Annotated in this window: 24 protein-coding genes; 6 read left to right on the top strand and 18 right to left on the bottom strand. The window is 58.4% G+C overall.

The genetic code is table 11. From position 1 onward, the window contains the following. Nucleotides 1–2: 2 nt before the first annotated feature. The 10 genes from atpH to mioC all read right to left on the bottom strand — a co-directional run bounded on the left by atpH (nucleotide 3) and on the right by mioC (nucleotide 7,999). A complete protein-coding gene (gene atpH, locus G5221_RS17870) occupies nucleotides 3–536 on the bottom strand; it encodes a F0F1 ATP synthase subunit delta (RefSeq protein WP_204480539.1) in 534 nt (177 codons plus the stop codon). A 13-nt stretch (nucleotides 537–549) separates the two neighbouring features. Continuing rightward, the gene (atpF, locus tag G5221_RS17865; protein WP_421251609.1) at nucleotides 550–1,020 is read right to left on the bottom strand and encodes a F0F1 ATP synthase subunit B; all 471 of its coding nucleotides are present in this window, start codon (nucleotides 1,018–1,020) and stop codon (nucleotides 550–552) included. 54 nt (nucleotides 1,021–1,074) lie between these two features. After that, the gene (gene atpE, locus G5221_RS17860; RefSeq protein WP_005307205.1) at nucleotides 1,075–1,317 is read right to left on the bottom strand and encodes a F0F1 ATP synthase subunit C; all 243 of its coding nucleotides are present in this window, start codon (nucleotides 1,315–1,317) and stop codon (nucleotides 1,075–1,077) included. A 59-nt stretch (nucleotides 1,318–1,376) separates the two neighbouring features. Then, nucleotides 1,377–2,159 carry a F0F1 ATP synthase subunit A gene (atpB, locus tag G5221_RS17855; protein ID WP_005339335.1) on the bottom strand — a complete coding sequence of 261 codons (783 nt, stop codon included), beginning with the start codon at nucleotides 2,157–2,159 and terminating at the stop codon, nucleotides 1,377–1,379. 8 nt (nucleotides 2,160–2,167) lie between these two features. Beyond that, nucleotides 2,168–2,578 carry an ATP synthase subunit I gene (locus tag G5221_RS17850; protein ID WP_019445506.1) on the bottom strand — a complete coding sequence of 137 codons (411 nt, stop codon included), beginning with the start codon at nucleotides 2,576–2,578 and terminating at the stop codon, nucleotides 2,168–2,170. A gap of 190 nt (nucleotides 2,579–2,768) precedes the next feature. Further along, nucleotides 2,769–3,677, bottom strand: a complete 909-nt coding sequence (locus G5221_RS17845) for a ParB/RepB/Spo0J family partition protein (RefSeq protein ID WP_005342343.1) — start codon at nucleotides 3,675–3,677, stop codon at nucleotides 2,769–2,771. Then, on the bottom strand, nucleotides 3,674–4,477 hold the full coding sequence (locus tag G5221_RS17840) for a ParA family protein (RefSeq protein WP_216952494.1): 804 nt from the start codon (nucleotides 4,475–4,477) through the stop codon (nucleotides 3,674–3,676). Before G5221_RS17840 ends, G5221_RS17845 begins: the two co-directional genes overlap by 4 nt. A 26-nt stretch (nucleotides 4,478–4,503) precedes the next feature. Next, entirely contained in the window at nucleotides 4,504–5,130 is a 627-nt protein-coding gene (gene rsmG, locus G5221_RS17835; RefSeq protein ID WP_033115246.1) for a 16S rRNA (guanine(527)-N(7))-methyltransferase RsmG, read from the bottom strand. A gap of 21 nt (nucleotides 5,131–5,151) precedes the next feature. After that, on the bottom strand, nucleotides 5,152–7,041 hold the full coding sequence (gene mnmG, locus G5221_RS17830; RefSeq protein WP_421263655.1) for a tRNA uridine-5-carboxymethylaminomethyl(34) synthesis enzyme MnmG: 1,890 nt from the start codon (nucleotides 7,039–7,041) through the stop codon (nucleotides 5,152–5,154). A gap of 508 nt (nucleotides 7,042–7,549) precedes the next feature. Continuing rightward, complete coding sequence (gene mioC, locus G5221_RS17825) at nucleotides 7,550–7,999, bottom strand: FMN-binding protein MioC (RefSeq protein WP_033138545.1); 450 nt, start codon at nucleotides 7,997–7,999, stop codon at nucleotides 7,550–7,552. 396 nt (nucleotides 8,000–8,395) lie between these two features. Here mioC and G5221_RS17820 point away from each other — a divergent pair, with 396 nt between their 5' ends. The 5 genes from G5221_RS17820 to fhuB all read left to right on the top strand — a co-directional run bounded on the left by G5221_RS17820 (nucleotide 8,396) and on the right by fhuB (nucleotide 15,927). Then, complete coding sequence (locus tag G5221_RS17820) at nucleotides 8,396–10,492, top strand: TonB-dependent siderophore receptor (protein ID WP_421263654.1); 2,097 nt, start codon at nucleotides 8,396–8,398, stop codon at nucleotides 10,490–10,492. 79 nt (nucleotides 10,493–10,571) lie between these two features. Then, the gene (locus tag G5221_RS17815) at nucleotides 10,572–12,218 is read left to right on the top strand and encodes a multidrug ABC transporter permease/ATP-binding protein (RefSeq protein WP_421223542.1); all 1,647 of its coding nucleotides are present in this window, start codon (nucleotides 10,572–10,574) and stop codon (nucleotides 12,216–12,218) included. Nucleotides 12,219–12,264: 46 nt separating this feature from the next. After that, nucleotides 12,265–13,029 (top strand): ATP-binding cassette domain-containing protein, encoded by a 765-nt coding sequence (locus G5221_RS17810; protein ID WP_421263653.1) that lies wholly within the window; start codon nucleotides 12,265–12,267, stop codon nucleotides 13,027–13,029. Nucleotides 13,030–13,063: 34 nt separating this feature from the next. After that, nucleotides 13,064–13,948 (top strand): ABC transporter substrate-binding protein, encoded by an 885-nt coding sequence (locus G5221_RS17805; protein ID WP_216963988.1) that lies wholly within the window; start codon nucleotides 13,064–13,066, stop codon nucleotides 13,946–13,948. After that, nucleotides 13,945–15,927 (top strand): Fe(3+)-hydroxamate ABC transporter permease FhuB, encoded by a 1,983-nt coding sequence (fhuB, locus tag G5221_RS17800; protein ID WP_421263652.1) that lies wholly within the window; start codon nucleotides 13,945–13,947, stop codon nucleotides 15,925–15,927. Before G5221_RS17805 ends, fhuB begins: the two co-directional genes overlap by 4 nt. Nucleotides 15,928–15,998: 71 nt before the next feature. Here the strand turns inward: fhuB and mnmE are convergent, their stop codons facing one another. The 8 genes from mnmE to G5221_RS17760 all read right to left on the bottom strand — a co-directional run bounded on the left by mnmE (nucleotide 15,999) and on the right by G5221_RS17760 (nucleotide 22,264). Next, complete coding sequence (mnmE, locus tag G5221_RS17795) at nucleotides 15,999–17,360, bottom strand: tRNA uridine-5-carboxymethylaminomethyl(34) synthesis GTPase MnmE (protein ID WP_421263651.1); 1,362 nt, start codon at nucleotides 17,358–17,360, stop codon at nucleotides 15,999–16,001. A 98-nt stretch (nucleotides 17,361–17,458) separates the two neighbouring features. Then, on the bottom strand, nucleotides 17,459–19,105 hold the full coding sequence (gene yidC / locus G5221_RS17790) for a membrane protein insertase YidC (RefSeq protein WP_421263650.1): 1,647 nt from the start codon (nucleotides 19,103–19,105) through the stop codon (nucleotides 17,459–17,461). Nucleotides 19,106–19,110: 5 nt separating this feature from the next. Beyond that, the gene (gene yidD, locus G5221_RS17785) at nucleotides 19,111–19,359 is read right to left on the bottom strand and encodes a membrane protein insertion efficiency factor YidD (protein WP_010672280.1); all 249 of its coding nucleotides are present in this window, start codon (nucleotides 19,357–19,359) and stop codon (nucleotides 19,111–19,113) included. Then, complete coding sequence (gene rnpA / locus G5221_RS17780) at nucleotides 19,326–19,685, bottom strand: ribonuclease P protein component (protein WP_005342318.1); 360 nt, start codon at nucleotides 19,683–19,685, stop codon at nucleotides 19,326–19,328. The genes yidD and rnpA overlap by 34 nt, the downstream gene beginning before the upstream one ends. After that, nucleotides 19,685–19,819, bottom strand: coding sequence for a 50S ribosomal protein L34 (gene rpmH / locus G5221_RS17775; RefSeq protein WP_005307156.1), 135 nt, complete (start codon nucleotides 19,817–19,819; stop codon nucleotides 19,685–19,687). Before rpmH ends, rnpA begins: the two co-directional genes overlap by 1 nt. Before the next feature lie 270 nt (nucleotides 19,820–20,089). Then, a complete protein-coding gene (locus G5221_RS17770; RefSeq protein WP_040068428.1) occupies nucleotides 20,090–20,824 on the bottom strand; it encodes an amino acid ABC transporter ATP-binding protein in 735 nt (244 codons plus the stop codon). Nucleotides 20,825–20,836: 12 nt separating this feature from the next. After that, complete coding sequence (locus G5221_RS17765; RefSeq protein WP_265061851.1) at nucleotides 20,837–21,505, bottom strand: amino acid ABC transporter permease; 669 nt, start codon at nucleotides 21,503–21,505, stop codon at nucleotides 20,837–20,839. After that, a complete protein-coding gene (locus G5221_RS17760) occupies nucleotides 21,506–22,264 on the bottom strand; it encodes an amino acid ABC transporter substrate-binding protein (RefSeq protein ID WP_005339308.1) in 759 nt (252 codons plus the stop codon). Between the two features lie 311 nt (nucleotides 22,265–22,575). On the opposite strand from G5221_RS17760, the gene dnaA reads away from it, so the two are divergent. Beyond that, on the top strand, nucleotides 22,576–23,946 hold the full coding sequence (gene dnaA / locus G5221_RS17755) for a chromosomal replication initiator protein DnaA (protein ID WP_421263649.1): 1,371 nt from the start codon (nucleotides 22,576–22,578) through the stop codon (nucleotides 23,944–23,946). The last annotated feature ends 78 nt before the right edge of the window (nucleotides 23,947–24,024 follow it).

Here is a 24,024-nt window from a genome sequence, read left to right as displayed (position 1 = left end):
AATCAAGATTGCAGCGCGTCAGCCATGCGATCCAGCTTGCCGCGGACAGTTCCGTCGATAACCAGATCACCGGCCTTGATGAGCACCCCGGCCATCAAGGACGCGTCGATGCTGCAATTCAGCTTCACTTTGCGCGCGAGACGTTGTTCCAGAGAAGCCTGAATATTGGCTTTCTGCTGGTCGGTCAGTGCAATCGCCGAAATCACGTCAGCCTGAACTTCTTTGTCCAGTTCAGACTTGAACACCACAAATTCGGCAACGACCGCCGGCAGCACACCCAAGCGACCATTCTCTGCCATTACCCGGATCAGGTTCTGGCCATGCTCGTCGAGTTGCTCCCCGCAGATGCTGACAAACAGTTTTGCCAGCTCGTCGGCAGCCACAGAGCCGTTAACCAGGGAGTGGATGGTCTCGTTCTTCACTACTTCCGCAGCGAAGCTGAGCATCCCCAGCCACTGATCAACCGCCTTGTGCTCAACGGCAAACTCGAAAGCAGCCTTGGCGTAGGGGCGAGCGATTGTAGTCAGTTCAGACATAGCCCCGTTCCCGTTACAGTTCAGCTACCAGTTTGTCGACGATGTCGCTGTTGGCAGCCTGGTCGATTTGGCGCGCCAGGATCTTCTCTGCACCCGCAATGGCAAGAGCAGCAACCTGCTTGCGCAGTTCCTCTTTGGCACGATGACGTTCAGCTTCAATCTCGGCACGGCCTTGAGCCAGGATTTTTTCCCGCTCAGCCTGAGCACCGACAGTTGCCTCATCAATGATCTGGGCCTTGCGTTTGTTGGCCTGTTCAATGATTTCAGCAGCCTGCAGCTTGGCTTCTTTCAGCTGATCGACGGCGTTGGCCTTGGCCAAATCCAGATCTTTCTTGGCTCGTTCGGCAGAAGAGAGACCGTCAGCAATAGCTTTCTGACGGGCTTCGATGGCAGCAATCAGCGGCGGCCATACGTACTTCATGCAAAACACTACGAAGAAGAAAAAAGCAATTGCTTGGCCGAGGAGGGTGGCATTGATATTCACAGCCGATGTCCTCTTAAGTTAGTTAATGGGTTATGTCTGGAGAGTCGTAACGACTTAGCCAGCAACCGCAAACATCACGTACAGACCCAGACCAACGGCGATCATCGGGATCGCATCCACCAGACCCATTACGATGAAGAACTGGGTACGCAGAACAGGGATCAGATCCGGTTGACGAGCAGCACCTTCCAGGAACTTGCCACCCAGGATACCGATACCGATGGAAGCGCCGATAGCAGCCAGACCCATCATCATTGCAGCAGCGATGTACAGCAGGTCCATGTTCAAGTTTTCCATGAGGATCTCCAGTTATTTAGATGTAATTGATTGTATAAAAAAGGATTATTTGAGTTGCATCAACCATGGTCTTCCTGCGCCATCGACAGATAGACGATGGTCAGAACCATGAAAATGAATGCCTGCAAAGTGATGATCAGGATGTGGAAAATTGCCCAAGGCACGGACAGGATCCACTGTGACCACCAGGGTAACAAACCAGCAATCAGGATAAAGATCAGTTCGCCAGCATACATGTTGCCGAACAGTCGAAGACCCAGAGAAACAGGTTTGGAAATCAGCGTAACAGTTTCCAGGATGAGGTTAACCGGGATGGCCGCCGGGTGATTGAAAGGCTGAAGCGTCAGCTCCTTCACAAACCCGCCGATACCCTTGACCTTGATGCTGTAATACAGGATCAAGAAGAACACGCCCAAAGCCATGGACATGGTGATGTTAACGTCAGCAGAGGGAACCACACGCAGATAGGGAATACCCATCAATTGTGCAGCGTGAGGGATAAAGTCAACGGGGATCAGATCCATGAAGTTCATCAGGAAGATCCACACAAACACCGTCAGCCCCAAAGGTGCGATGACCTTGTTGCGACCGTGAAAGATGTCTTTGACGTTACCATTCACAAACTCGACCAGCATCTCCACAAAGCACTGCAGCTTACCCGGCACCCCGCTGGTAGCGTTAACGGCTACTTTGCGGAACAGCAGGATAAACAGGGCGCCTAGCACGACGGAAAATACCATTGAGTCGATATTGACCGTCCAGAACCCGGACCCGACTTGAAGGTGGGTCAGGTGGTGGGAGATATATCCCTGAGGAGTCAGGACTTCTCCGGTTGCAGACATGAGTTTTCCTAATAGTGGTTGTTAAGCGTGAATGAAACCATCCACTGTACAACGAGGGCGAGGATATAAGTGGCGAAAAACGAGACGGTAACGACCTCGACTCCCGCACCAAACATCAGGGCGAATAGACCTGTTGTAGAAATGAGCTTAATCCCTGCCCCACCATAAAAGTCCCGCAAAACCAGGCCCACACTCTCGGTTGTCACCTTGCGGCGCAGCACCCAGACAGTAAACAAGGCTTGAGGAACCCAGTACATCCCCCCTCCGTAGAGGGCGGAATAACCGGCGCTGGCACCAGTCAGGTAAAACCAGACGGCACTCATCGCCAGGATCAGGATGAGCTGACAAACGAGCATAACCAAGGCCAGTGTCAAACCTTCCAAGGCTATTTTCTGCTTCACCAACCTACCCCTGAACATTACAGAACTGTAAAAAATCGGGATCCGAAGACCCCATGTTAACAGCTCTTAAAGCCGGTCAAATTATACCCTTGAGGGCAGCTATTGCAATATGACAAAAATCCTTAATTTTTGCGGCTTTCCGCGGCAAATCAGGGTTATGGTCATATCAAAAGGAATGGATGTTTTATTACTACAAAAAGCGTAAAAATCACGATTCCGACACGCCAAAATAGCCCAATATACGGTCCAAATCGGACAAATTCTCGTAACTTATTACTAACTTCCCGCTATCCCGCTTGCCAGGCTGAAGTTGCACCTGATTGCCAATTTTTTCTGCCAGTTGGCGCTCCAGGTAGCCGATCTGCGGATCACGGGCCGGTTCGACCCTGGCTTTTGCCGGTTCGAGCGCTTTTTGCACCAGCTTCTCGGTATCGCGTACGGTCAGCCCCTTCTGGGCAACCAGCTTGGCCAGTTCAGACTGGGCCTGGCCGCTCAGTGCCAGCAGGGCACGGGCATGGCCCATATCGAGGTCACCATGCTCGACGAAACGCTTCACGTCATCGTTGAGCTGGTTGAGGCGCAGCAGGTTGGTCACCGTGGTGCGGGACTTGCCCACCGCCTCGGCCACCTGCTGGTGGGTGAGTTCAAATTCGGTCAGCAGTCGCTGCAGGGCGACAGCCTCTTCGATGGCGTTGAGATCTTCACGCTGGATGTTCTCAATCAGCGCGATGGCCACCGCAGCCTCGTCGGGTACATCCTTGACGATGCAGGGCACCACCTCAAGCCGCGCCAGCTGGGACGCGCGCCAGCGCCGTTCACCGGCGATGATTTCGAAGGATTGTTCGCCGAGAGGGCGTACCACGATGGGCTGGATCACCCCCTGGGCGCGGATGGAGTTGGCAAGCTCTTCCAGTGCATCCTGGGACATGTCTTTGCGGGGCTGGTACTTGCCGGACTGCAACCACTCCACCGGCAGCTTGCGCAGCTCTCCCTGATTGGTGGGGGCCATGGCCTCTTCAGTACGTTGATCGCTCATCACCTGTTTCTGGCGGGCAGCCGTGCTGGTACTGAGCAGGGCATCCAGCCCCTTGCCCAGTCCACGTTTTTTCGGAGTCATATGCTCTCTCGGTCTGCGATGGTCGCCTGACGTTCCTGCTCCTGGCGGCGCAGGATCTCGCCAGCCAGAGCCAGGTAGGCCTTGGCGCCCACCGATGATTTGTCATAGTGCATGGCCGGCGCACCGAAACTCGGCGCCTCCGCCAGTCTGACGTTGCGGGGAATGATGGTGCGGTAGACCTTGTCGCCGAAATGCTGTTTTAGCTGATCGGACACATCATTGGCCAGCCGGTTGCGGTGATCGTACATGGTACGCAGCACACCTTCGATCTTGAGATCGGGATTGACCACGGCGGCCAGCTTGCTGATGGTGTCGACCAAGGCGGTGAGCCCCTCCAGCGCATAGTATTCGCACTGCATGGGCACCAGCACGGAGTCGGCGGCGGCCATGGCATTCACGGTCAGCATGTTGAGGGAAGGTGGGCAGTCGATGAAGACGTAGTCGTACTTGTCCCGCACCGAGGCCAGCGCATTACGCAGACGGATCTCGCGGGCGAAAAACTCCATCAGGCGGATTTCGGCTGCGGTCACGTCGGCGTTGGCGGCGATCAGGTGATAACCACCGGAAGTTTCGGGTATGATCACCTCGCTGATGGGAGCATCTTCGATCAGCAGCTCATAGGCGGTGCGCTCGACTTCGTACTTGTCGACGCCGCTGCCCATGGTGGCATTGCCCTGCGGATCCAGATCGATCACCAGCACCTTGCGCCGGGTGGCGGCCATGGAGGCGGCCAGGTTCACACAGGTGGTGGTTTTACCCACTCCACCCTTCTGGTTGGCTATGGCAATGACTTTTCCCACACTATCCCCTAAATGAAACTGCGACCCTATTCGGGCTGGATATGTTTGAATTCCAGCAGATGACGTTCGCCTTCCAGCTCCGGCACCCGCAGCTCATGACAGGCTACCAGACGGATATTGGCAGGCAACTGGGCCAGCTCCTCTGCGGGATATTGTCCCTTGAGCGCGAGGAAGCTGCCCTGTTCTGACGGCAGGTGGTGACACCAGCTCAGCATGTCCTCTAGCGAAGCGAACGCTCTGCTGAGTACACCATCAAACCCGACTTCGGGTTGATACTCTTCCACCCGGGATTTGATCGGCGTCACATTGGTCAACCCCAGCTCCAGAATGACCTGGCGGATGAAGTTGATCCGTTTGCCCAGACTGTCTAGCAGAACGAACTGCTTGTCCGGATTGATGATCGCCAGCGGCAATCCCGGCAGGCCGGGACCTGTCCCCACGTCGATGAAGCGCTCACCGTGCAAGTGGGGGCTTACCACCAGGCTATCGAGGATATGCTTGACCAGCATGGCGTCCGGATCTCGCACCGAGGTGAGATTGTAAGCCTTGTTCCACTTGTGCAGCAACTCGACCAACTGCACCAGTTGGCTCTTTTGGGTATCGGTGATAACAATTCCGGCCTGCATGAGCAGGCCGTTCAATCTTTCCAGCATATTTTCCAACGGTAAGAATCCTCAGGCGGTTTTACGCAGCAGGCCGTGTTTTTTCAGGTGAACCAGCAGGATGGATATGGCCGCCGGGGTGATACCGGAGATGCGGGAAGCCTGACCAATGGTCTGCGGCTTGGCATCGTTCAGCTTGGCTTTCACCTCGTTGGAGAGGCCGTTCACCTCGCGATAGTCCAGATCCAGCGGCAGCAGGGTGTTCTCGTTGCGCAGCTGCTTCTCCACTTCATCGTGCTGACGCTCGATGTAACCGGCGTACTTGATCTGGATCTCAACCTGTTCGGCCGCAGCAGGATCGGTCACGGAAGGGCCGACACCCTCGATGGCCATCAGCGCATCATAGGTCACCTCGGGACGACGCAGCAGCTCTTCCAGACTCTGTTCGCGGGTCAGCGGGGTGTTGACCAGGGCGTTGACCGCTTCCAGTGACGGATGTTGCGGGTGGATCCAGGTTGAACGCATGCGCTGACGCTCCAGCTCGACCTGTTCCATCTTGGCGTTGAATTTGCCCCAGCGCTCGTCATCTACCAGACCCAGCTCGCGACCGATGGCGGTCAGACGGATATCGGCGTTGTCTTCCCGCAGCAGCAGGCGGTATTCGGCGCGGCTGGTGAACATGCGGTAAGGCTCGCGGGTCCCCAGGGTGGAGAGATCGTCCATCATCACGCCCATGTAGGCCTGATCCCGACGCGGGTTCCAGGGATCCTTGTCCTGGGCACGCAGCGCGGCGTTCAGACCGGCCATCAGGCCTTGCGCCGCCGCCTCTTCATAACCGGTCGTACCGTTGATCTGGCCAGCAAAGAACAAGTTTGGAATGCACTTGCTCTCCATGTTGGCCTTGAGATCCCGCGGATCGAAGAAATCATATTCGATGGCATAGCCGGGGCGGGTGATGTGAGCGTTCTCGAAGCCACGCACGGAACGGACGATCTGCACCTGCACGTCAAACGGCAGGCTGGTGGAGATCCCGTTCGGATAGAGTTCGTGGGTGGTCAGGCCTTCCGGCTCGACGAAGATCTGGTGCGCCGTCTTGTCGGCGAAACGGGTGATCTTGTCTTCGATCGACGGGCAGTAACGCGGGCCGATCCCCTCGATCACCCCGGCGTACATGGGGCTGCGATCCAGGTTATTGCGGATCACATCGTGGGTGCGCTCGTTGGTATGGGTAACGTAGCAGGGCACCTGACGGGGATGCTGGCTGGCATCACCGATGAAAGAGAATACCGGACGCGGATCGTCACCGTGCTGTTCCTGCATGACGGAGAAATCGACGCTGCGGGCATCGATGCGCGGAGGGGTGCCCGTCTTGAGACGATCGATGCGCAGCGGCAGTTCACGCAGGCGCTGGGCCAGAGCGATCGAGGGAGGATCCCCGGCACGACCGCCCTTGTAGTTTTCCATCCCGATGTGGATCAAACCATTCAGGAAGGTACCGACCGTCAGCACCACAGTCTTGCCGCTGATGCGGATCCCGCTTTGGGTGACCACACCGGCAACACGATCCCCATCCATGATCAGATCGTCACAAGCCTGCTGGAAGATCTTCAGGTTCGGGTAGTTTTCCAGCATCTGGCGAACGACGGCCTTGTAGAGCAGGCGATCCGCCTGGGCACGAGTGGCTCGCACTGCCGGGCCCTTGGAGGAGTTGAGGGTGCGGAACTGGATCCCGCCAAGATCGATGGCACGCGCCATGATCCCGCCGAGTGCGTCAACTTCCTTGACCAGGTGTCCCTTGCCGATCCCGCCGATCGCCGGATTACAGGACATGTGTCCCAGCGTATCGATATTGTGGGTCAGCAACAGGGTGTTCATGCCCATACGGGCTGCCGCTGTTGCTGCTTCGGTTCCGGCATGACCGCCACCGACGACGATCACATCAAATTGTTCATGGTATTGCATTGGGATCACCTTGATCTGCACGCCTGAAGATCTTTATTTGCCTGGGCTAAAGGGCGGAACATTCTATCTGTTTCGCGTCCTGAGGGGAACGTCTACTTAACGTTCAGTATGAAGGGAGGATCCACTAATTAGATCTTAAGGATCTTTAGATCGATCTTTTACTGGATCTCTTATTAGGATCCGCCCTTTCTGTTGATAAGCACTTTTTGATCATAAAGATCATTAATTTAAGGACGATCCTAGCTTGTGGAAAAGCTTGGATCCTGGCCCGGTGAACGAGGGGATAACCAGGACTTTTATACACAGATGTCTGTCGGTCTGGATCTAATACATGGATAACTATAGGTTTTACAGAGCTTTACACCGTAGTTATGCACATTACCCCTGGGCGTTGTGGGTAACCTTGTAGAACAACTCCCCCGGATCAATCTGTTAATAACATGGTGGATAGTCGATCTGGGGATAAGTGGGGAGATCAAGCTTTTTTTCAGGATCTCCCGCACGCCGATCAGGCGATCATCGTCATCCAGTCGCGGATCCACACTTCTGCGGCATCTTCGGGGATCTCGTGTTGGGTCACATCGATGTCGAGTCGCTCGCCAATCCGGCTGGCTCCGCACTCGGCCAGCAGGCGATCCAGCGTCTTGCCGCCCTGGCAAAAGGTGTCATAACTGCTGTCACCAAGGGCGATCACGCCATATTTCAATGAATTAAGATCCGGATGCTGCTCGGCAAGATCCTTGGCGAAGGGTTGCAGGTTGTCGGGCACATCCCCGGCACCATGGGTGGAAGTGACCACCAGCAGGATGGATCCCGCATCATCCAGTACCTCTGCCAGCTTGGCCGGGTTGTGGATCCGGGTCTGGTGGCCAGCCTGTTCCAGCAGGTTGGCGACGTGGTCTGCGACATATTCGGCGGCGCCCAGCATGGAGCCGACGACGAGATTGAGTTTGGCCATGGAATGGATCCTGATTTCAGACAAAGAAACGGAAAGCCGGATTCTACCGCCAAAGGGTGTGGATAAATATGGATAAAGCTTGGGGATAATGGATCCAGTCAGATAATGCCATCGGATCCATCCTGCCGATCTTTTTTCTGCTTCTTTATATTCCTCTCCATTTTCTTCTCCGCTCATAGCTCTCCTGATGGCTCCCATCTCCCGCGAAATCCTGCCAACGATGCAGCCAGATAACAATGTAGATGCAAATGATTAGCAATTATTGAATCGATTCGATCACGGCTCCTGTAGTAGGATTGCGCTGCTTTATTCGCCCATGGAACAGGGTGATGTCGTGACAAACGACCACAAATAACAATTAAAACAACATAACTCATTGATAAACGAGACTTTAATATGATTGCGCAAAAATACACAACAGGACCCGGCAAGAAGGGCGCCTTCGGCGTGCTTTCGCTCTCCGGTTTGCTCGTCTCTCTGCCGCTGATGGCTGAACAAACCACCGCTGAGCTGCCCAAAGCCAGCGAAACCATGGTGGTGACCGGTACGGCCATGAAGGTGGAAGTGCCGATGGCCGAGACCCCTCGCGCCGTCTCCGTGGTTAATCGCGAGGAACTGGATCAGCACGCCGTGTTGCAGCTGGATGAAGCGATTCGCTACCGTTCCGGCGTATTGACCGGCCTCTATGGCTCAGACAACAACACCGACTGGTTCAAGGTACGTGGCTTCGATGCCGCCTCTTATCTGGATGGCAACCGGTTGTTTGGCACCGGCTACTACGTCTGGACGCCGGAACCGTTTGGTCTGGAGAGTGTGGAAGTGCTGAAGGGGCCAGCCTCGATCCTTTACGGTGAGGCGCCTCCGGGCGGGGTGATCAATGCCATCAGCAAGCGACCGACCGCCACGCCGCAAGGGCAGGTGGATCTGCAGCTTGGCAGCCGGGATCATCGTCAAGTCGGGGTGGACGTCTCTGACGCGCTCTCCGAGAACAGCCGCTACCGCATGGTTGCTCTTTATAAAGAGCGTGATGGGGTGCTTACCGGCACTTACAACGATCGGGTTTATCTGGCTCCCAGCGTCACCTTCGATCTTTCGGATCGTACCAGCCTGACCCTGCTGGCCAGTTTTCTGCACGACGAAGGGGTCCCGACCAACGGCTTCTTCCCGGTCTATGGCACCCTGAATACGTCAGGTGGCCAGATTGATCCCTCCACCAACCTGAGCCAGCCGGATTACGATCGCAACCGCAATACCCAGCTCTCCACCGGTTACGAGCTGGCCCACCAGCTCAACCAGACCTGGGAGTTCAAGCAGAACGTCCGCTTCAACTACAACGATCTGCTGCTGCGCCAGACCTATATCTTCCCGACCTATGAAGGCACAACCGCCAGTCGTGGCCTGGTTTACCGCGATGGCAATACCAAGAGTGCCACCATGGACAACCAGATGGTGGGCTACTGGAACACCGACAGCACCGAGCAGACCTTGTTGCTGGGGGTTGATCTGCAGCGTCATGTCAATGAAGGGGTCGAGGCCGACAACTACGGTATGGGCTCCATCAATACCATGAACCCGGATTACAGCGGCTTCCCCGGTTTTGACGAGTCGACCGCCACTCACCAGAAGAGCAGCAAGGGCCAGAGCGGTCTCTATGCCCAGCACCAGATCCGCTGGGACGATCGCTGGTTGCTGACTGCCGGTGGCCGTTTCGACTATGTGGAGACCCACAACACCAATACCAGCAAGGACGAGCGCCAGTACGATCACGAGCTATCCCTCTCGGGCAGCCTGATGTATCTGGCTGACAACGGCCTCTCTCCCTACTTTGCCTATGCCGAGTCGTTCGAGGTGCTGCCGGGGATCGATCCTAACACCCGAAACTCCTACAAGCCGCTCAAGGGCAAGCTCTACGAGACCGGCGTTAAGTATGCGCCTGCCTTCCTCGACGGTTACATCAATCTGGCGCTGTTCGATCTGGCCCAGACCAACTCGCTGGTCTCTACCGGTTCCGGCCAGCAGACCCAGGCGGGTGAAGTGACCTCTCAGGGGATTGAGCTGGAAGGGAGCGTGCAGGTGACAGATGCGCTGCGTCTGACCGCTGCTTATACCTACACCGATGCCAAAACCAACGACACAGGCAGTGGCGATCGCCGTGCCAGCCTGATCCCGCGCCACCAGGCCTCCTTCTGGGGTAACTACAAGGTGCAGCAAGGGGTGGCTTCGGGTCTGGAGCTGGGTACCGGTGTACGTTATATCGGTTCCAGCGTGGGTATTGGCGCCGTGAATGCGGATTTCACCCCCATCTACGGCTCTGCCGAGGTGCCGGCCCATACCGTCTGGGATGCGATGATCGGGTATGACTTTGCCAAGAACTGGCGCGCCCAGCTCAACGTCAACAACCTGCTGGGTGAAACCTACGTGGCCAGTTGTGACTATTACTGCTACTACGGCGAGCCGCGCAGCGTAGTGGGCAGCATCAACTACCGCTGGTAATCGAAGTCGGGCGGGAACCGGATTCCCGCCCTTCTTTTCACCCGCAGTTGTTCTGATCTCTCTGGAATACCGGTCCTTTATGGAACTCTTGTCTCTGGTTTATCGCCAATATCGTTGGCCTTTTATCGCCATCACCCTGCTCAGTCTGCTCAGTGCCGTCAGCGGGATTGGCGTCATTGCTTTTATCAATCAGTCTCTTATCGAATCTATAGGTGATCCGCTGCCGATCCTCGGTCAGCTGGTCGGTCTGATTGTGCTGCTGCTGGTGATCACACTCGGATCTCAGCTGGCCCTGACCACTCTCGGTCACCATTTTGTCTACCGGTTGCGCGGCCGTCTGCTCAAGCAACTGCTGGATACCGATGTCGCCCGCATCCGCCAGATTGGTCAGGGGCCGCTGCTGGCCTCCCTCTCCAGCGATATCGGCCAGATCACCATCGCCTTCGTGCGCCTGCCTGAGCTGGTGCAGGGGCTGGTGCTCACGCTGGGTTCTGCCCTCTATCTCGGCTGGCTCTCTCCTGCGTTGCTCGGGGTGACCGCGCTCTGGGTCACCGTCACCATGGTGGTGGGCTGGTTGCTGGTGAACCGTGTTTATCGCCATCTCTCCCACATGCGTCAGGCCGAAGATCGGCTCTATCAGAACTATCAGGCCATCATCGCCGGCAGCAAGGAGCTGGCGCTCAACCGCGAGCGGGCTCACTTCGTCTATCACCAGCTCTATGAGCAAAATGCCCGTGACTACCGCCAGCAGATCATCCGCGCCGACACCTATCACCTGAGCGCGGTGAACTGGTCGAATATCATGATGCTGGGGGCGATCGGTCTGGTCTTCTTTCTGGCCAACGGCCTTGGCTGGGCCAACACCAATGTGGCTGCTACCTTTGCGCTGACCCTGCTGTTCCTGCGCACCCCGCTGTTGCAGGGGATTGGCGCCCTGCCGACCCTGCTTGCCGCTCAGGTGGCGTTCGACAAGATCGCCGCCCTCAATCTGGCCGAGCCGGATGCGGACTTCCCGCTGCCGCCCGCCATCCGCCCCTGGCAGCGTATCGAGCTGGAGCAGGTGAGCTTTCACTATCAGGGGGAGGGCGGCTTTGCCGTTGGCCCCATCGATCTGGTCATCGAAAAGGGGGAGCAGATCTTCATCATCGGTGGCAATGGATCCGGCAAGTCGACCCTGGCCATGCTGTTGACCGGCCTCTACCAGCCTGTATCGGGCCGCATCCTGCTGGATGGTGAGCCGATCACCGATCGCAACGGCTATCTGGCGCTCTTCTCTGCCATCTTCACCGACTATCACCTGTTCCAGCACCTGCTGGGGCCGGAACCCAAGGATGAGCTGGTGGCCGAGTGGCTGGAGCGGTTGCAGATGGGCAGCAAGCTCACCATCGAGGATGGCTTTATAGCCGATATCGCTCTCTCCCAAGGGCAGCGCAAGCGGGTCGCTCTGCTGCTGGCGCTGGCCGAGCAGCGCGAGGTGATGCTGTTTGACGAGTGGGCCGCAGATCAGGATCCCCAGTTCCGCCGCATCTTCTATCAGGTGCTGCTGCCGCGCCTCAAGGAGATGGGCAAGACGGTGATTGCCATCAGTCACGATGATCACTATTTCCCGCTGGCCGATCGCCTGCTGGAGATGCGGCAGGGAAAACTCACCGAACTGACCGGGGCGCGCCGCGCCGAAGTGAGCCGCGATGCGATCGCCCATCTGGATTGCGAGGTACCGGCTTGATGCCGGCACCGATGAGACTGGCGACAAGCCAGCACAGGAATTGCTTATGTTCGAGATGAAATCAGCCAGCTTCACGGTCAATGACCGCACGCTGCTGCACCCCACCGACCTGCGTTTCGAGCAGGGACAGGTCTATGGCCTCATCGGCCACAATGGGTCGGGCAAATCGACCCTGCTCAAGCTGCTGGCCCGCCAGCAACCCTTGAGTGATGGCGAGATCCTGTTCGATGGCAAGCCGCTGCTCGACTGGGGCAACCGGGAGTTTGCCCGTCAGGTGGCCTATTTGCCCCAGCATCTGCCGAGCGCCGAGAACCTGCTCGGGCGGGAGCTGGTGGAGATGGGCCGTTACCCCTGGCGCGGCCTGCTGGGCCGGATGGGGGCGGAGGATCACCGTCAGGTCGAGCGGGCCATCGCCCTTACCCATACCGAACGCTTTGCCGATCGGCTGGTGGATACCCTCTCCGGCGGCGAGCGGGGCCGGGTCTGGCTGGCGATGCTGCTGGCCCAGGAGAGCCGCTTCATCCTGCTGGACGAGCCGCTGGCCGCGCTGGATGTGGCCCATCAGGTGGAGGTGCTGACGCTGGTCAAGCAGTTGAGCCGTCAGCTAAACCTTGGGGTCATCATCGTCATTCACGACATCAATATGGTCTCCCGCTTCTGTGATCGGCTGGTGGCGCTCCACTCCGGCCGCCTGCTTACCCACGGCGAACCTGAGGGGATCATGACCAGCGAGACCCTGCACGCTATCTATGGCATTCCGATGGAGGTCATTCGCCACCCGGCCCATGCTCATCCCATCGCCATCGTCTGACCGGGGGGCTCTCTTGAACCGTTTATTGAAGAAGATGGCACCCTGCCTTATCAGCCTGCTGCTGCCACTAGCGGCGCAGGCCGACACATCCCCGATCGCCTCTGCGCCGCTACCCCGTATCGCCACCGTCGACTGGACCATCGCCGAGACCCTGCTGGCGCTCGGGGTGACGCCGCTGGCCGTTGGGGATGCAGGCCCCTATCAGGCATGGGTCGGCGAGCCACGGCTACCTGCCGGAGTGGTGGATATCGGCCTGCGCACCCAGCCCAACCGTGAGCTGCTGGCGGAGCTCAAACCCGATCGCATCCTCATCTCGCCGCTGGCGGCCCCGCTGGCGCCAACTCTTTCCCGCATCGCGCCGGTGAGCACCATCGCCCTCTATGATGGGCAAACCGATCTGTGGCAGAGACTGCACGAGGTGACCCTGACCCTCGCCCGCATGGTGGGCAAAACCGCCGAGGGCGAACGGCTGCTGGCCGGGCTGGATCGTGATCTCGCCAGCATGCAGGCCAGATTGCCTGCGGATCTGCCGCCCCTGCTGGTGGTGCAGTTTATCGATGAGCGCCATGTGCGGGTGTTTGGTCGCCACAGCCTGTTCGATGCGGTGATGACGCGGCTCGGGCTGCGTAATGGCTGGCAGGAGCAGACCAATGACTGGGGTTTCTCGGTGGTCAGCATCGAGCAGTTTATGACCTTGCCAACCGCGCGGCTGGTGGTGGTCGATCCCATCCCGGTCGGAGTGAGCGAACGGCTGCAGGAGCCTGGGCTGTGGCAGCATCTGCCGCTGGTACGGCAGGCGCCCGTGCTGCATCTGCCTGCGGTCTGGAGTTTTGGCGGCGTATTGGCCGCCCGCCGTTTCGCCGGTCTGCTCAGCGATGCATTGCTGCAAGATGTCGAGCGTATGGAGGCTAGCCGATGAAGCGACTGCTCACATCGCCGCTGCTGCGGCCGGTCTCGATCCTGCTGGGGTTGACCCTCTTGCTCGCGTATTGGGAGCTGGCTCGCCAGCTGCCCGGTGCGCTCTGGTGGCAGAGCCTGTTCGCCCCCAATCTGAATGACGTCAGCCAAGCGGTGGTGCATTTCAGCTGGCTACCCCGCCTGGTTGTCACCCTGCTGGCCGGGGCGGCGCTCGGGCTGGCAGGCACCCTGATGCAGCAGGTGCTGCGCAACCCGCTCGCGTCACCGACCACCTTGGGGGTGGCCTCCGGTGCCCAACTGGCGTTGATGATGGTGACCCTGTTTGCCCCCTCCTGGCTGCTGCTGGGGCGGGAGTGGATCGCCATGGCCGGCGGTAGCCTTGCGATGGCACTGGTGTTTGCCCTGGCCTGGCGTCGCCAGCTCAATCCGGTGGTCATCGTCTTTGCCGGGCTGGTGATCAACCTCTATCTGGCGGCCATCAGCATGGGGCTCTTGCTGTTCTTTCAGGAGGAGCTGAAAGGCTTGCTGGTGTGGGGCAGTGGCTCGCTAGTGCAGAACAGCTGGAGCGGGGTGAGTTACCTATTGCCCCGCCTGCTGGCAGCTGCTGCGCTGGCTTCGGTACTGGTACGCCCGCTGGCGGTGCTGGAGCTGGATGATGCCAGCGCCCGCAGTCTGGGGGTATCCCTGCAGCATCTGCGTTTTGCCGGACTGGGGCTGGCGGTGTTTGTCACCGCTTGCGTGGTGAGCGTGGTGGGGCTGATCGGCTTTATCGGGCTGGCGGCACCCGCCATGGTGCGGCTGCTCGGGATCCGCCAGCTCGGCCAGCGACTGCTGTGGGCTCCGATCCTCGGCGCCCTGCTGCTGGCGGCGACCGATCTGCTGCTGCAGAGTCTGAGCCGCTTCTGGCCGGTCTTGATCCCCACCGGCGCCATGACCGCCCTGCTGGGCGCGCCGCTGCTGCTCTGGCTGATCCCGCGCCTTGGCATCAAGTCGGGTACGCCAAAGGCAAACGCCGGCCTGCTGGTGGCCCGCCATCCGGCGCCGGCTCGCCTTATTGGCCTGTTGCTGGTCGGGCTGCTGCTGGCCGTGGTCGCCTCCCTGCTGGTTGGGCAGGGAATGACGGGCTGGTGCTGGCCAAGCTGGCTCCGCTGGCAGGCCCAGCTGGAGTGGCGGTTGCCGCGCACTCTGGCTGCGGGGGCGGCTGGTGTGCTGCTGGCGCTGGCGGGCACCCTGTTGCAGCGGGTCAGCAACAATCCTATGGCGAGCCCGGAGCTGCTGGGGGTGAGCGGCGGCACTTTTATGGGGGTGATAGCGACGGCGTTGTTGCTGCCTGCATTGCCCCTGCCGCTGATGCTGGTCGGTGGCCTGCTCGGTGCCTTCGCTTGTCTCTTGCTGCTAGTGGTGGTCAATCGCAAGCACGGCTTCCAGCCGGAGCGGATCCTGCTCTCAGGTATCGCCATCACAGCGTTGTTTGAGCCGCTGCAGGCCATCGCGCTAGCCAACGGCGACATGCGGGTGCAGCAACTGCTCTCCTGGATGTCCGGCTCCACCTATTACGTCACCCTGCCGGTGGCCTATGGGCTGGTGGGGCTGGCGCTGTTGATGCTTGCCGCCAGCCTGCTGGTGAGCCGCTGGCTCGATCTGCTGCCGATGGGGGCGGCGGTAGCCACTGCACTCGGTATTCGCCTCAACCGTGCCCAGCTTGCCATCCTGCTGCTGGTGGCTATGCTCACCGCCAGTGCCACCCTGGTGGTGGGGCCGCTCTCCTTCGTCGGCCTGCTGGCGCCGCATATGGCCAAGCTGATGGGGCTGGTGCGGGCACGCTGGCACCTGCTTGGGGCCGCCGCTTCCGGCGCCCTGTTGATGGTATCGGCGGACTGGGTCGGTCAGCAGATCCTCTTCCCGCAGGAGGTGCCGGTCGGGCTGGTATCCACCTTGTTAGGGGGCGCTTACTTCATGTGGTGCCTGCGTCGCCTCTAGGTTCGCGGACAAAAAACGCACAATAAAAAGCCCGGGATTAGCCCGGGCTTTTTATTGTTTGCCGAACCGGCTTACTTGCCGATGCAGAAGCTGGAGAAGATGCGGCCCAGCAGATCGTCGGAGCTGAATTCGCCGGTGATCTCGGAGAGGGACTCCTGCGCCAGGCGCAACTCTTCGGCCACCAGCTCGCCAGCCACGAACACTTCCAGCTGATCTTTGGCTACCAGCAGGCGCTCGGCGGCGCGCTCCAGTGCATCCAGATGGCGGCGGCGGGCCATAAAGCCCCCTTCGGTGTTGCCCTGGAAGCCCATGCAGGCTTTCAGGTGCTCGCGCAGGGCGGGCAGCCCCAGCTCGGTTTTGGCGGAGATGCGGTAGACGGCGTGGCCCAGCTCCTGGCTCGGTGCCAGATCCTCGCCGGTCAGGTCGGCCTTGTTGCGAATCACGGTGAGGCCGATGTTTTTTGGCAACCGATCAACAAATTCCGGCCAGATCTCTCGCGGGTCAACCGCGTCCGTGGTGGTGCCATCCACCATAAACAGCACCCGATCGGCCTGTTCGATCTCGGCCCAGGCGCGCTCGATACCGATCTGCTCCACCTTGTCCTGAGTGTCGCGCAGACCGGCGGTGTCGATGATGTGCAGCGGCATGCCATCGAGATGGATATGTTCGCGCAGCACGTCGCGGGTGGTACCGGCAATCTCGGTGACGATGGCCGACTCACGGCCCGCCAGGGCATTTAGCAGGCTCGATTTGCCGGCGTTGGGGCGACCGGCGATCACCACCTTCATCCCTTCCCGCAGCAGGGCGCCCTGTTTGGCTTCCCCGCGCACGTCGTCCAGCTCGGACATGATGGCGTAGAGGTCGCCCGCCACCTTGCCGTCGGAGAGGAAGTCGATCTCCTCGTCCGGGAAGTCGATGGCCGCTTCCACGTAGATGCGCAGCCGGATCAGGCTCTCCACCAGTTGCTGGATTTTGCTGGAGAACTGCCCCTGCAGGGAGTGCATGGCGCTGCGGGCGGCCTGTTCGCTGGAGGCTTCAATCAGGTCAGCGATAGCTTCGGCCTGGGCCAGATCCAGCTTGTCGTTGATGAAGGCGCGCTCGCTGAACTCGCCGGGGCGGGCAGGGCGGATGCCATCGATTTTCAGAATGCGGCGGATCAGCATGTCCATGATGACGGGGCCGCCGTGGCCCTGCAGCTCCAGCACATCCTCGCCGGTAAAGCTGTTGGGTGCTTTGAACAGCAGGGCGATGCCCTGATCCAGTACCTGGCCTTGCTCATCCTTGAACGGCAGATATTCGGCGTAGCGCACCCGCGGGAGCTTGCCGAGCACTATCCCGGCGACCTGTTCGGCGGCGGGGCCGGAGACCCGGACTATGCCGACGCCACCACGGCCTGGCGCGGTGGCCTGGGCCACGATCGTATCTGTTGTCATCTTGCTTGGCTCGTTTGTTCGCTGATAGGAAAACGTAGTGGGGACATTGTAATAAAAAAGGCGACCCGAAGGCCGCCTCTTTTGTCATCACGGGAAGATTAGCTGCGTGAATGCAGTCCTTTCTTCTCCAGCTGACGATAGATGATGGTCTGCTGGATGATGGAGATGACGTTGCTCACCAGCCAGTAGAGAGTCAGGCCAGCCGGGAACCAGAGGAACATGAAAGTGAAGATGATCGGCATGAACTGCATCACTTTCTGCTGCATCGGGTCGGTTACGGTGGTCGGGCTCATCTTCTGCAGATACCACATGGAGGCACCCATGAGGATTGGCAGCACGAAGAAGGGGTCCTTCACTGACAGGTCAGTGATCCACAGGGCAAACGGCGCGTGACGCAGTTCGACGGACTCCATCAGTGCCCAGTAAAGGGCGATGAAGATCGGCATCTGAACCAGGATCGGCAGGCAGCCACCCAGCGGGTTGACCTTCTCCTTCTTGTACAGCTCCATCATGCCCTGAGACATCTTCTGGCGGTCATCGCCGAAGCGCTCGCGCAGGGCCGCAATCTTGGGTTGCAGCATGCGCATCTTGGCCATGGAGGTGTACTGGGCCTTGGTCAGCGGGAACATGATGCCGCGCACCAGCAGGGTCAGCATGATGATGGCCAGACCCCAGTTCTGGACGAAACCGTGGAACACGGTCAGCAGCCAGTGCAGCGGTTGGGCGATGAACCACAGCCAGCCGTAGTCGACGGTCAGGTCGAGGTGGTTAGCCACCTTGGCCATCTGGTCTTGCAGCTTGGGACCGACCCACAGCTTGCTGGTTACTTCAGCCTGTTGGCCGGCAGCCACGTCAACCAGCGGCGCCTTGTAACCGATGATGGCCTGGCCTTTACCAGGGATCACACGGCTGTAGAAGCTGTTGGTATCGTCGGCATTTGGTGCCCAGGCAGAGACGAAGTAGTGTTGCAGCATGGCGACCCAACCACCCTTGGTGGTCTTGTTCAGGTCGGCATCCTTCATCTCGTCGAAGGTGTACTTCTTGTAGCGGGTATCTTCAGTGGAGAAGGCACCACCACGGTAAGCGCTGGCTACCATGGCATGACCTTCCTGATCCTTCGGTGTGGCTACGGTCTGCTTCAGCTGACCATAGAACTGCACCTGAACCGGCTCGGCAGATTTGTTGTCGATCTTGTAATCAACGCCAACGGCATAGTCGCCACGCTTGAGGATGAACTCCTTGGTGAAGACCACGCCCTTGCTGTCGGTCCAGGTCATCGGAACGACGACTTGATCCTGACCATCGGCCAGCTGATAGCTGGTCTGGGCGGCTTCATAGGTAGGACGACCTTCGGCCTGACTGTCCGGACCGTTGCGACCTACCAGACCGCTCTGGGCGATATAGAGGTGCTCAGGCTTGCTGGTCAGCAGTACGAACGGTTGATCCTTGCCTTCTTCCAGCTTGTGGGCCAGCAGTTCAGCAGAGACGATGTCGCCACCCTGGGTATCCAGAGTCAGCTTGAGCACGTCGGAGGAGACGGTGATCAGCTTGCGTGCGGCAGTCGCATTGGCTTGCTCGGAAACCTGAGGAATATCACCGGATTGACCGGCTTCAGGTACGAAATGTTCGGTTTGGGCCACGGTAGTCGGGGCCGGCTTGGGAGCCTTGTCGGACTCCCACTGTTGCCAGAGCAAAAAGCTCACGAACAGCAAACCGATCAGGAGTAGATTGCGTTGTGATTCCATAGTCTTCAGTTTCTTCGCTTTGGTTGCGGAACCGGGTCATAACCACCCTCGGATAAGGGATGGCATTTTAATAGACGTTTGCTGGCTAACCAAACGCCTTTTATGAAACCGTGAAGTCGGATTGCTTCTATCGCAAATTGGGAACAAGTCGGGGTAAAACGGCAGCGCGGCCCCAGCAGGGGACTAATGATTAGCTGATACAGACGTATCAGTTTGATAGCTACCCATTGCAACGGCGTGACAGAGTGCGCCATAGCTTTTCCAGTAACTTGAACAGTTCCTCGTTATCCATCTCTTTCACACCGGCCTTGGCGATCACCACGATGTCGATAGCGGGCAGCTGATGTTGTTTGAGGCGGAAACTTTCCCGGACCACCCGTTTGACACGGTTACGCCAGACGGCACGCTTGAGTGCTTTTTTGGGCACAGCGAGACCAAGACGAGGGTGTTCGAGCGAATTGGGAGAGGCGAGAAGAGTAATCTGCGGAGAGGCGGCCCGGACAGGCTCGGCGAAAACGCGTTTGAAGTGTTCGGGAGTTAACAGACGTAACTCCCGAGAGAAGGTGTGCTGGGTAGGCATTAGACTACCAGGCGGGCACGACCCTTGGCACGACGAGCGGCCAGAACTTTACGACCGTTGGCAGTTGCCATGCGGGCGCGGAAACCGTGAGAGCGCTTGCGCTTCAGGTTGGACGGTTGAAAAGTACGTTTCATGATTCGATTCCGTATTTCTGTACAGTTTTGATTGTCACACTTAGCCGACGCGCCAGCTATAGCGTGTGACGACTAGCAAAAGAGGCCGAATTCTAAACAGAGTTCGGCTTTTAGTCAATCCGCCGTTCCCTCTCATCCTGCCATGGTCTTGAAAAGGCCACTGCCGAGCGTGAGGATCCAGAGGATCAAGGGCTCCGGATTATACTGGCAACCCGGGGTTAAACAAGGGATCCCTCAATAAAAAAGGCGGCCAGGCCGCCAAAGAGAGAGCTATTTAAGGACTTTCCGCAAGAACTCCCGGGTACGGGGATCCTTGGGATCGACCAATATCTGATCCGGCGGGCCCTGCTCGACGATCCGCCCCCCTTCCATGAAGATCACCCGATCGGCAACATCACGAGCAAATTCAATCTCATGGGTCACCACCACCATGGTCTGGTGCTGGCGGGCCAACTCTTTCATTAGTCCCAAAACCTCGTCGACCCACTCGGGATCGAGGGCCGAGGTGGGCTCGTCAAACAGGATCACCTTGGAGTGTGCCGCCATGGCGCGACCAATGCCGACCCGTTGCTGCTGGCCGCCGGAGAGGGAGGCCGGATAGGCATCCTGCTTGTCGGCGAGACCAATGTCCTTGAGGATGCCGAGCGCTGTGGCGCGGGCCTCCGCTTTTGGCTGCTTCCAGACGGTGATCAGCCCTTCGGCGATGTTGTCGAGCGCTGTTTTGTTGGCAAAAAGGGCGTAGTTCTGGAACACGAAGGAGGCCCGCTTGCGCAGCTCGATCGCCTGCTGTTCGCTGGCCTTGGCCAGATTAAGCTTGAGATCGTCGATGGCAAGGGTGCCCGCATCCGGGGTCTCCAGCAGGTTCAGGCAGCGCAACAGGGTCGACTTGCCGGTGCCGGAGGGGCCGATGATGACGACAATTTCCCCCTTTTTGACCTCCAGATCGATGCCGTTGAGCACCTGATTGCCGTGATATGCCTTGGAGAGGCCGGTTAGCTTGATCATGAGAGCCCTCCTTTAATAGGCACGGTTAAGACGAATTTCCAGCAGATGCTGCAAGCGGGTAAAGAAGATCACCACTACCCAGTAGATCAGCGCCACCGCCATAAAGCTCTCGAAGAACTTGAAGGAGGAGGAGGCTTCCATTTGCGCCTTGCCCATGATCTCGGCCACCCCCAGGGTGAAGGCCAGCGAGGTGCTCTTGATCATGTCGATGAAGTAGTTCATCAGCGACGGGGTGGCGATACGGGTCGCCTGCGGCAGGATGATCCGCTGCATCGCCTGATAACGGCTCATGCCGATACTGAGCGCCGCTTCCATCTGGCTTTTGTGAATGCCGAGGATGGCTGCGCGGATCGACTCGGCCATGTAGGCGGCGAAGTGCAGGGTCAGACCGACGATGGCGGCGGTAAAGGCATCCATCCCCACGAAGATCGGGAACAGTTGCGGCAGTCCGTAGTAGAGCAGGAACAGCTGAACGAGCAGCGGTGTACCCCGAAAGAACGAGATATAGAGCATCGCCAGCCAGTGAATCGCGGGGACGCGAAACACCCGTACTATCGCCAGGGCCAGCGAGAGTACGAGTGCCAGCACGAATCCCCACAGGGCCATCTCCATCGTGGTGCCCAGGTATTTGAGCAGGATGGGAAACAGCCCCAGCGTGTATTCGAGGTCAAATTCCATCATTTATTTGTCGGTGATGTCGGAAGCGAACCATTTCTCGGAGATCTGACGCAGGGAGCCATCCTTGCGCATGGCAGTCAGGGCCTCGTCGACCTTCTTCAGCAGCGCCTGTTTCTCCGGGGTCTTCAGGAAGGGCAGGGCGTTCTCGATAGTCTCGAACGGTGCGCCAGCCTGTTGCAGCGGCAGCTTGGACTCCTTGATCAGCTGGGCGGTGGAGACGCGGTCCATCACGAAGGCGTCGATGCGACCCAGGGCGACATCCTGCTCGAAGGCGGAGTCATAGGTGCGGATATCGATCTTCTTGTTCGGGTCGTTCTTGCGCAGCAGCTCTTCGAAGTTGGAACCCAGGTTCACGGCCACCTTCTTGCCTTCCAGATCCTTGATGCCATGAATGGTGCTGTTGCCCTTGCGTACTACGATCTGGGCGCCGTCATAGACGTAAGGCTGGGAGAAGTCGTACTTAGCCTTGCGCTCGTCGGTGATGGTGATCTGGTTGGAGATGGTGTCGATGCGGCCGGTTTCCAGCATGCCGAACAGGCCGGAGAAGCTGGCAGTCACGAATTCGACCTTGTAGCCGGTACGCTCGCCGATCTGGTTCCACATATCCACTTCAAAGCCCTGCAGCTTGTCCTGCTTGACGAAGGTGAACGGGAAATATTTGCCAGACATGCCGACCTTGATGGTCTCCTGGGCGATGGCCTGACCGGACAGGGTGGCGAGCAGGATGGCTGCGCCGGAAATCAGTTTGATGGATGTTTTCATGGTGTTTCTCTCTCTCAATGTCTTGTATTTGTAGTTGTAATAACTGGTTTGGCCCTGATGTTATTGGAATAAAATTTAAAAAATAAATGACATTTGGTTATATGAAATAACAGGAGAGAAGCACGGGATCGACTAATCCGGACGGTGGATCAAGCTGTGGGTAACTTTGGGGATGAAATCCGATCCAAAGGCGCTGGATCCTTGAAAGTCAAGGATCTTATTTGCTGGATCCACCGGGCGATGGCTGGAGATCCGGCGGCTAAAAACGTAGAATAGCCGGTCTTTAGTTAATCAATCGACAGGAGTTTAGAGTGACTGCTTCGCTATGGCAGCAGTGCCTTAACCGGCTGCAAGATGAGTTGCCCTCGGCAGAATTCAGCATGTGGATCCGGCCGCTTCAAGCGGAGTTGAGTGACAATACTCTGACCCTGTATGCACCGAATCGCTTTGTTCTGGACTGGGTACGAGACAAGTATCTCATCCGGGTTAACGGCATCATCAACGAACTCTGCGGGGTCGACGGCCCCGCCCTGCGTTTTGATATAGGCAATCGTCCCCATCCTATTGCTGTCGCCAGAGCGCCGGTACAGGGTGCCGCGCCTGTGAATAACTTGCAGAAGAGCTGGGAAAGCAAGGCTGAAGCCAAGCCCGAGCCGAACCACAAGAGCAACACCAACGTGAACTATACCTTCGAGAATTTCGTCGAGGGTAAGTCCAACCAGTTGGCGCGTGCGGCTGCCCGTCAGGTAGCGGACAATCCGGGGGGTGCTTACAACCCGCTGTTCCTCTATGGCGGCACCGGCCTGGGTAAAACCCACCTGCTGCACGCCGTTGGCAATGCCATCAAGGAGAGTAAAAAAGATGCCAAAGTCATCTATATGCACTCCGAGCGGTTTGTTCAGGACATGGTGAAAGCGCTGCAAAACAACGCCATTGAAGAGTTCAAGCGTTACTACCGCAGCGTCGATGCCCTGCTCATCGATGACATCCAGTTTTTCGCCAACAAGGAGCGCTCCCAGGAGGAGTTCTTCCATACCTTCAATGCCTTGCTGGAAGGTAACCAGCAGATCATCCTGACCTCGGATCGCTATCCGAAGGAGATCAACGGTGTCGAGGATCGCCTCAAGTCCCGCTTCGGCTGGGGCCTGACCGTGGCGATCGAGCCGCCGGAGCTGGAGACCCGCGTCGCGATCCTGATGCGCAAGGCAGACGAGAACCAGATCCATCTGCCGGATGAAGTGGCCTTCTTCATTGCCAAACGTCTGCGATCCAACGTCCGTGAACTGGAAGGTGCCCTCAACCGGGTTATCGCCAACGCCAACTTCACCGGCCGTGCCATCAACATCGATTTTGTGCGCGAAGCGCTGCGCGACCTGTTGGCACTGCAGGAGAAGCTGGTCACCATCGACAATATCCAGAAGACGGTGGCGGAGTACTACAAGATCAAGCTGGCGGATCTGCTCTCCAAGCGTCGTTCCCGCTCTGTTGCTCGTCCGCGCCAACTGGCGATGGCACTGGCCAAGGAGCTGACCAACCACAGTTTGCCGGAGATAGGTGATGCCTTTGGTGGCCGTGACCACACTACCGTTCTTCATGCCTGCCGCAAGATCGAGCAGCTGAAGGAGGAGAGTCACGACATCAAGGAGGACTATTCCAACCTGATCCGTACCCTTTCTTCCTGATAACGGAATCGAGTGGACAGATGCAGCGCGAATATTCCAACCTGATCCGAATCTTTTCCTCCTAATCACAACGGAGAG

The sequence above is a fragment of the Aeromonas sp. 602200 genome, from assembly GCF_049173895.1.
Classification (GTDB): domain Bacteria; phylum Pseudomonadota; class Gammaproteobacteria; order Enterobacterales; family Aeromonadaceae; genus Aeromonas; species Aeromonas veronii_A.
Note: the sequence above shows the minus strand (reverse complement) of the source record. Positions and strands in the feature narration are given on the sequence as shown.

Bases quoted from the DNA above. Each gene is read 5' to 3' on its own strand.
- atpH (WP_204480539.1), bottom strand. From the start codon at position 536: ATGTCTGAACTGACTACAATCGCTCGCCCCTACGCCAAGGCTGCTTTC.
- atpE (WP_005307205.1), bottom strand. From the start codon at position 1,317: ATGGAAAACTTGAACATGGACCTGCTGTACATCGCTGCTGCAATGATG.
- atpB (WP_005339335.1), bottom strand. From the start codon at position 2,159: ATGTCTGCAACCGGAGAAGTCCTGACTCCTCAGGGATATATCTCCCAC.
- G5221_RS17850 (WP_019445506.1), bottom strand. From the start codon at position 2,578: ATGTTCAGGGGTAGGTTGGTGAAGCAGAAAATAGCCTTGGAAGGTTTG.
- G5221_RS17845 (WP_005342343.1), bottom strand. From the start codon at position 3,677: ATGACTCCGAAAAAACGTGGACTGGGCAAGGGGCTGGATGCCCTGCTC.
- rsmG (WP_033115246.1), bottom strand. From the start codon at position 5,130: ATGCTGGAAAGATTGAACGGCCTGCTCATGCAGGCCGGAATTGTTATC.
- mnmG (WP_421263655.1), bottom strand. From the start codon at position 7,041: ATGCAATACCATGAACAATTTGATGTGATCGTCGTCGGTGGCGGTCAT.
- mioC (WP_033138545.1), bottom strand. From the start codon at position 7,999: ATGGCCAAACTCAATCTCGTCGTCGGCTCCATGCTGGGCGCCGCCGAA.
- G5221_RS17820 (WP_421263654.1), top strand. From the start codon at position 8,396: ATGATTGCGCAAAAATACACAACAGGACCCGGCAAGAAGGGCGCCTTC.
- G5221_RS17815 (WP_421223542.1), top strand. From the start codon at position 10,572: ATGGAACTCTTGTCTCTGGTTTATCGCCAATATCGTTGGCCTTTTATC.
- G5221_RS17810 (WP_421263653.1), top strand. From the start codon at position 12,265: ATGTTCGAGATGAAATCAGCCAGCTTCACGGTCAATGACCGCACGCTG.
- G5221_RS17805 (WP_216963988.1), top strand. From the start codon at position 13,064: ATGGCACCCTGCCTTATCAGCCTGCTGCTGCCACTAGCGGCGCAGGCC.
- fhuB (WP_421263652.1), top strand. From the start codon at position 13,945: ATGAAGCGACTGCTCACATCGCCGCTGCTGCGGCCGGTCTCGATCCTG.
- mnmE (WP_421263651.1), bottom strand. From the start codon at position 17,360: ATGACAACAGATACGATCGTGGCCCAGGCCACCGCGCCAGGCCGTGGT.
- yidC (WP_421263650.1), bottom strand. From the start codon at position 19,105: ATGGAATCACAACGCAATCTACTCCTGATCGGTTTGCTGTTCGTGAGC.
- yidD (WP_010672280.1), bottom strand. From the start codon at position 19,359: ATGGCGCACTCTGTCACGCCGTTGCAATGGGTAGCTATCAAACTGATA.
- rnpA (WP_005342318.1), bottom strand. From the start codon at position 19,685: ATGCCTACCCAGCACACCTTCTCTCGGGAGTTACGTCTGTTAACTCCC.
- rpmH (WP_005307156.1), bottom strand. From the start codon at position 19,819: ATGAAACGTACTTTTCAACCGTCCAACCTGAAGCGCAAGCGCTCTCAC.
- G5221_RS17770 (WP_040068428.1), bottom strand. From the start codon at position 20,824: ATGATCAAGCTAACCGGCCTCTCCAAGGCATATCACGGCAATCAGGTG.
- G5221_RS17765 (WP_265061851.1), bottom strand. From the start codon at position 21,505: ATGATGGAATTTGACCTCGAATACACGCTGGGGCTGTTTCCCATCCTG.
- G5221_RS17760 (WP_005339308.1), bottom strand. From the start codon at position 22,264: ATGAAAACATCCATCAAACTGATTTCCGGCGCAGCCATCCTGCTCGCC.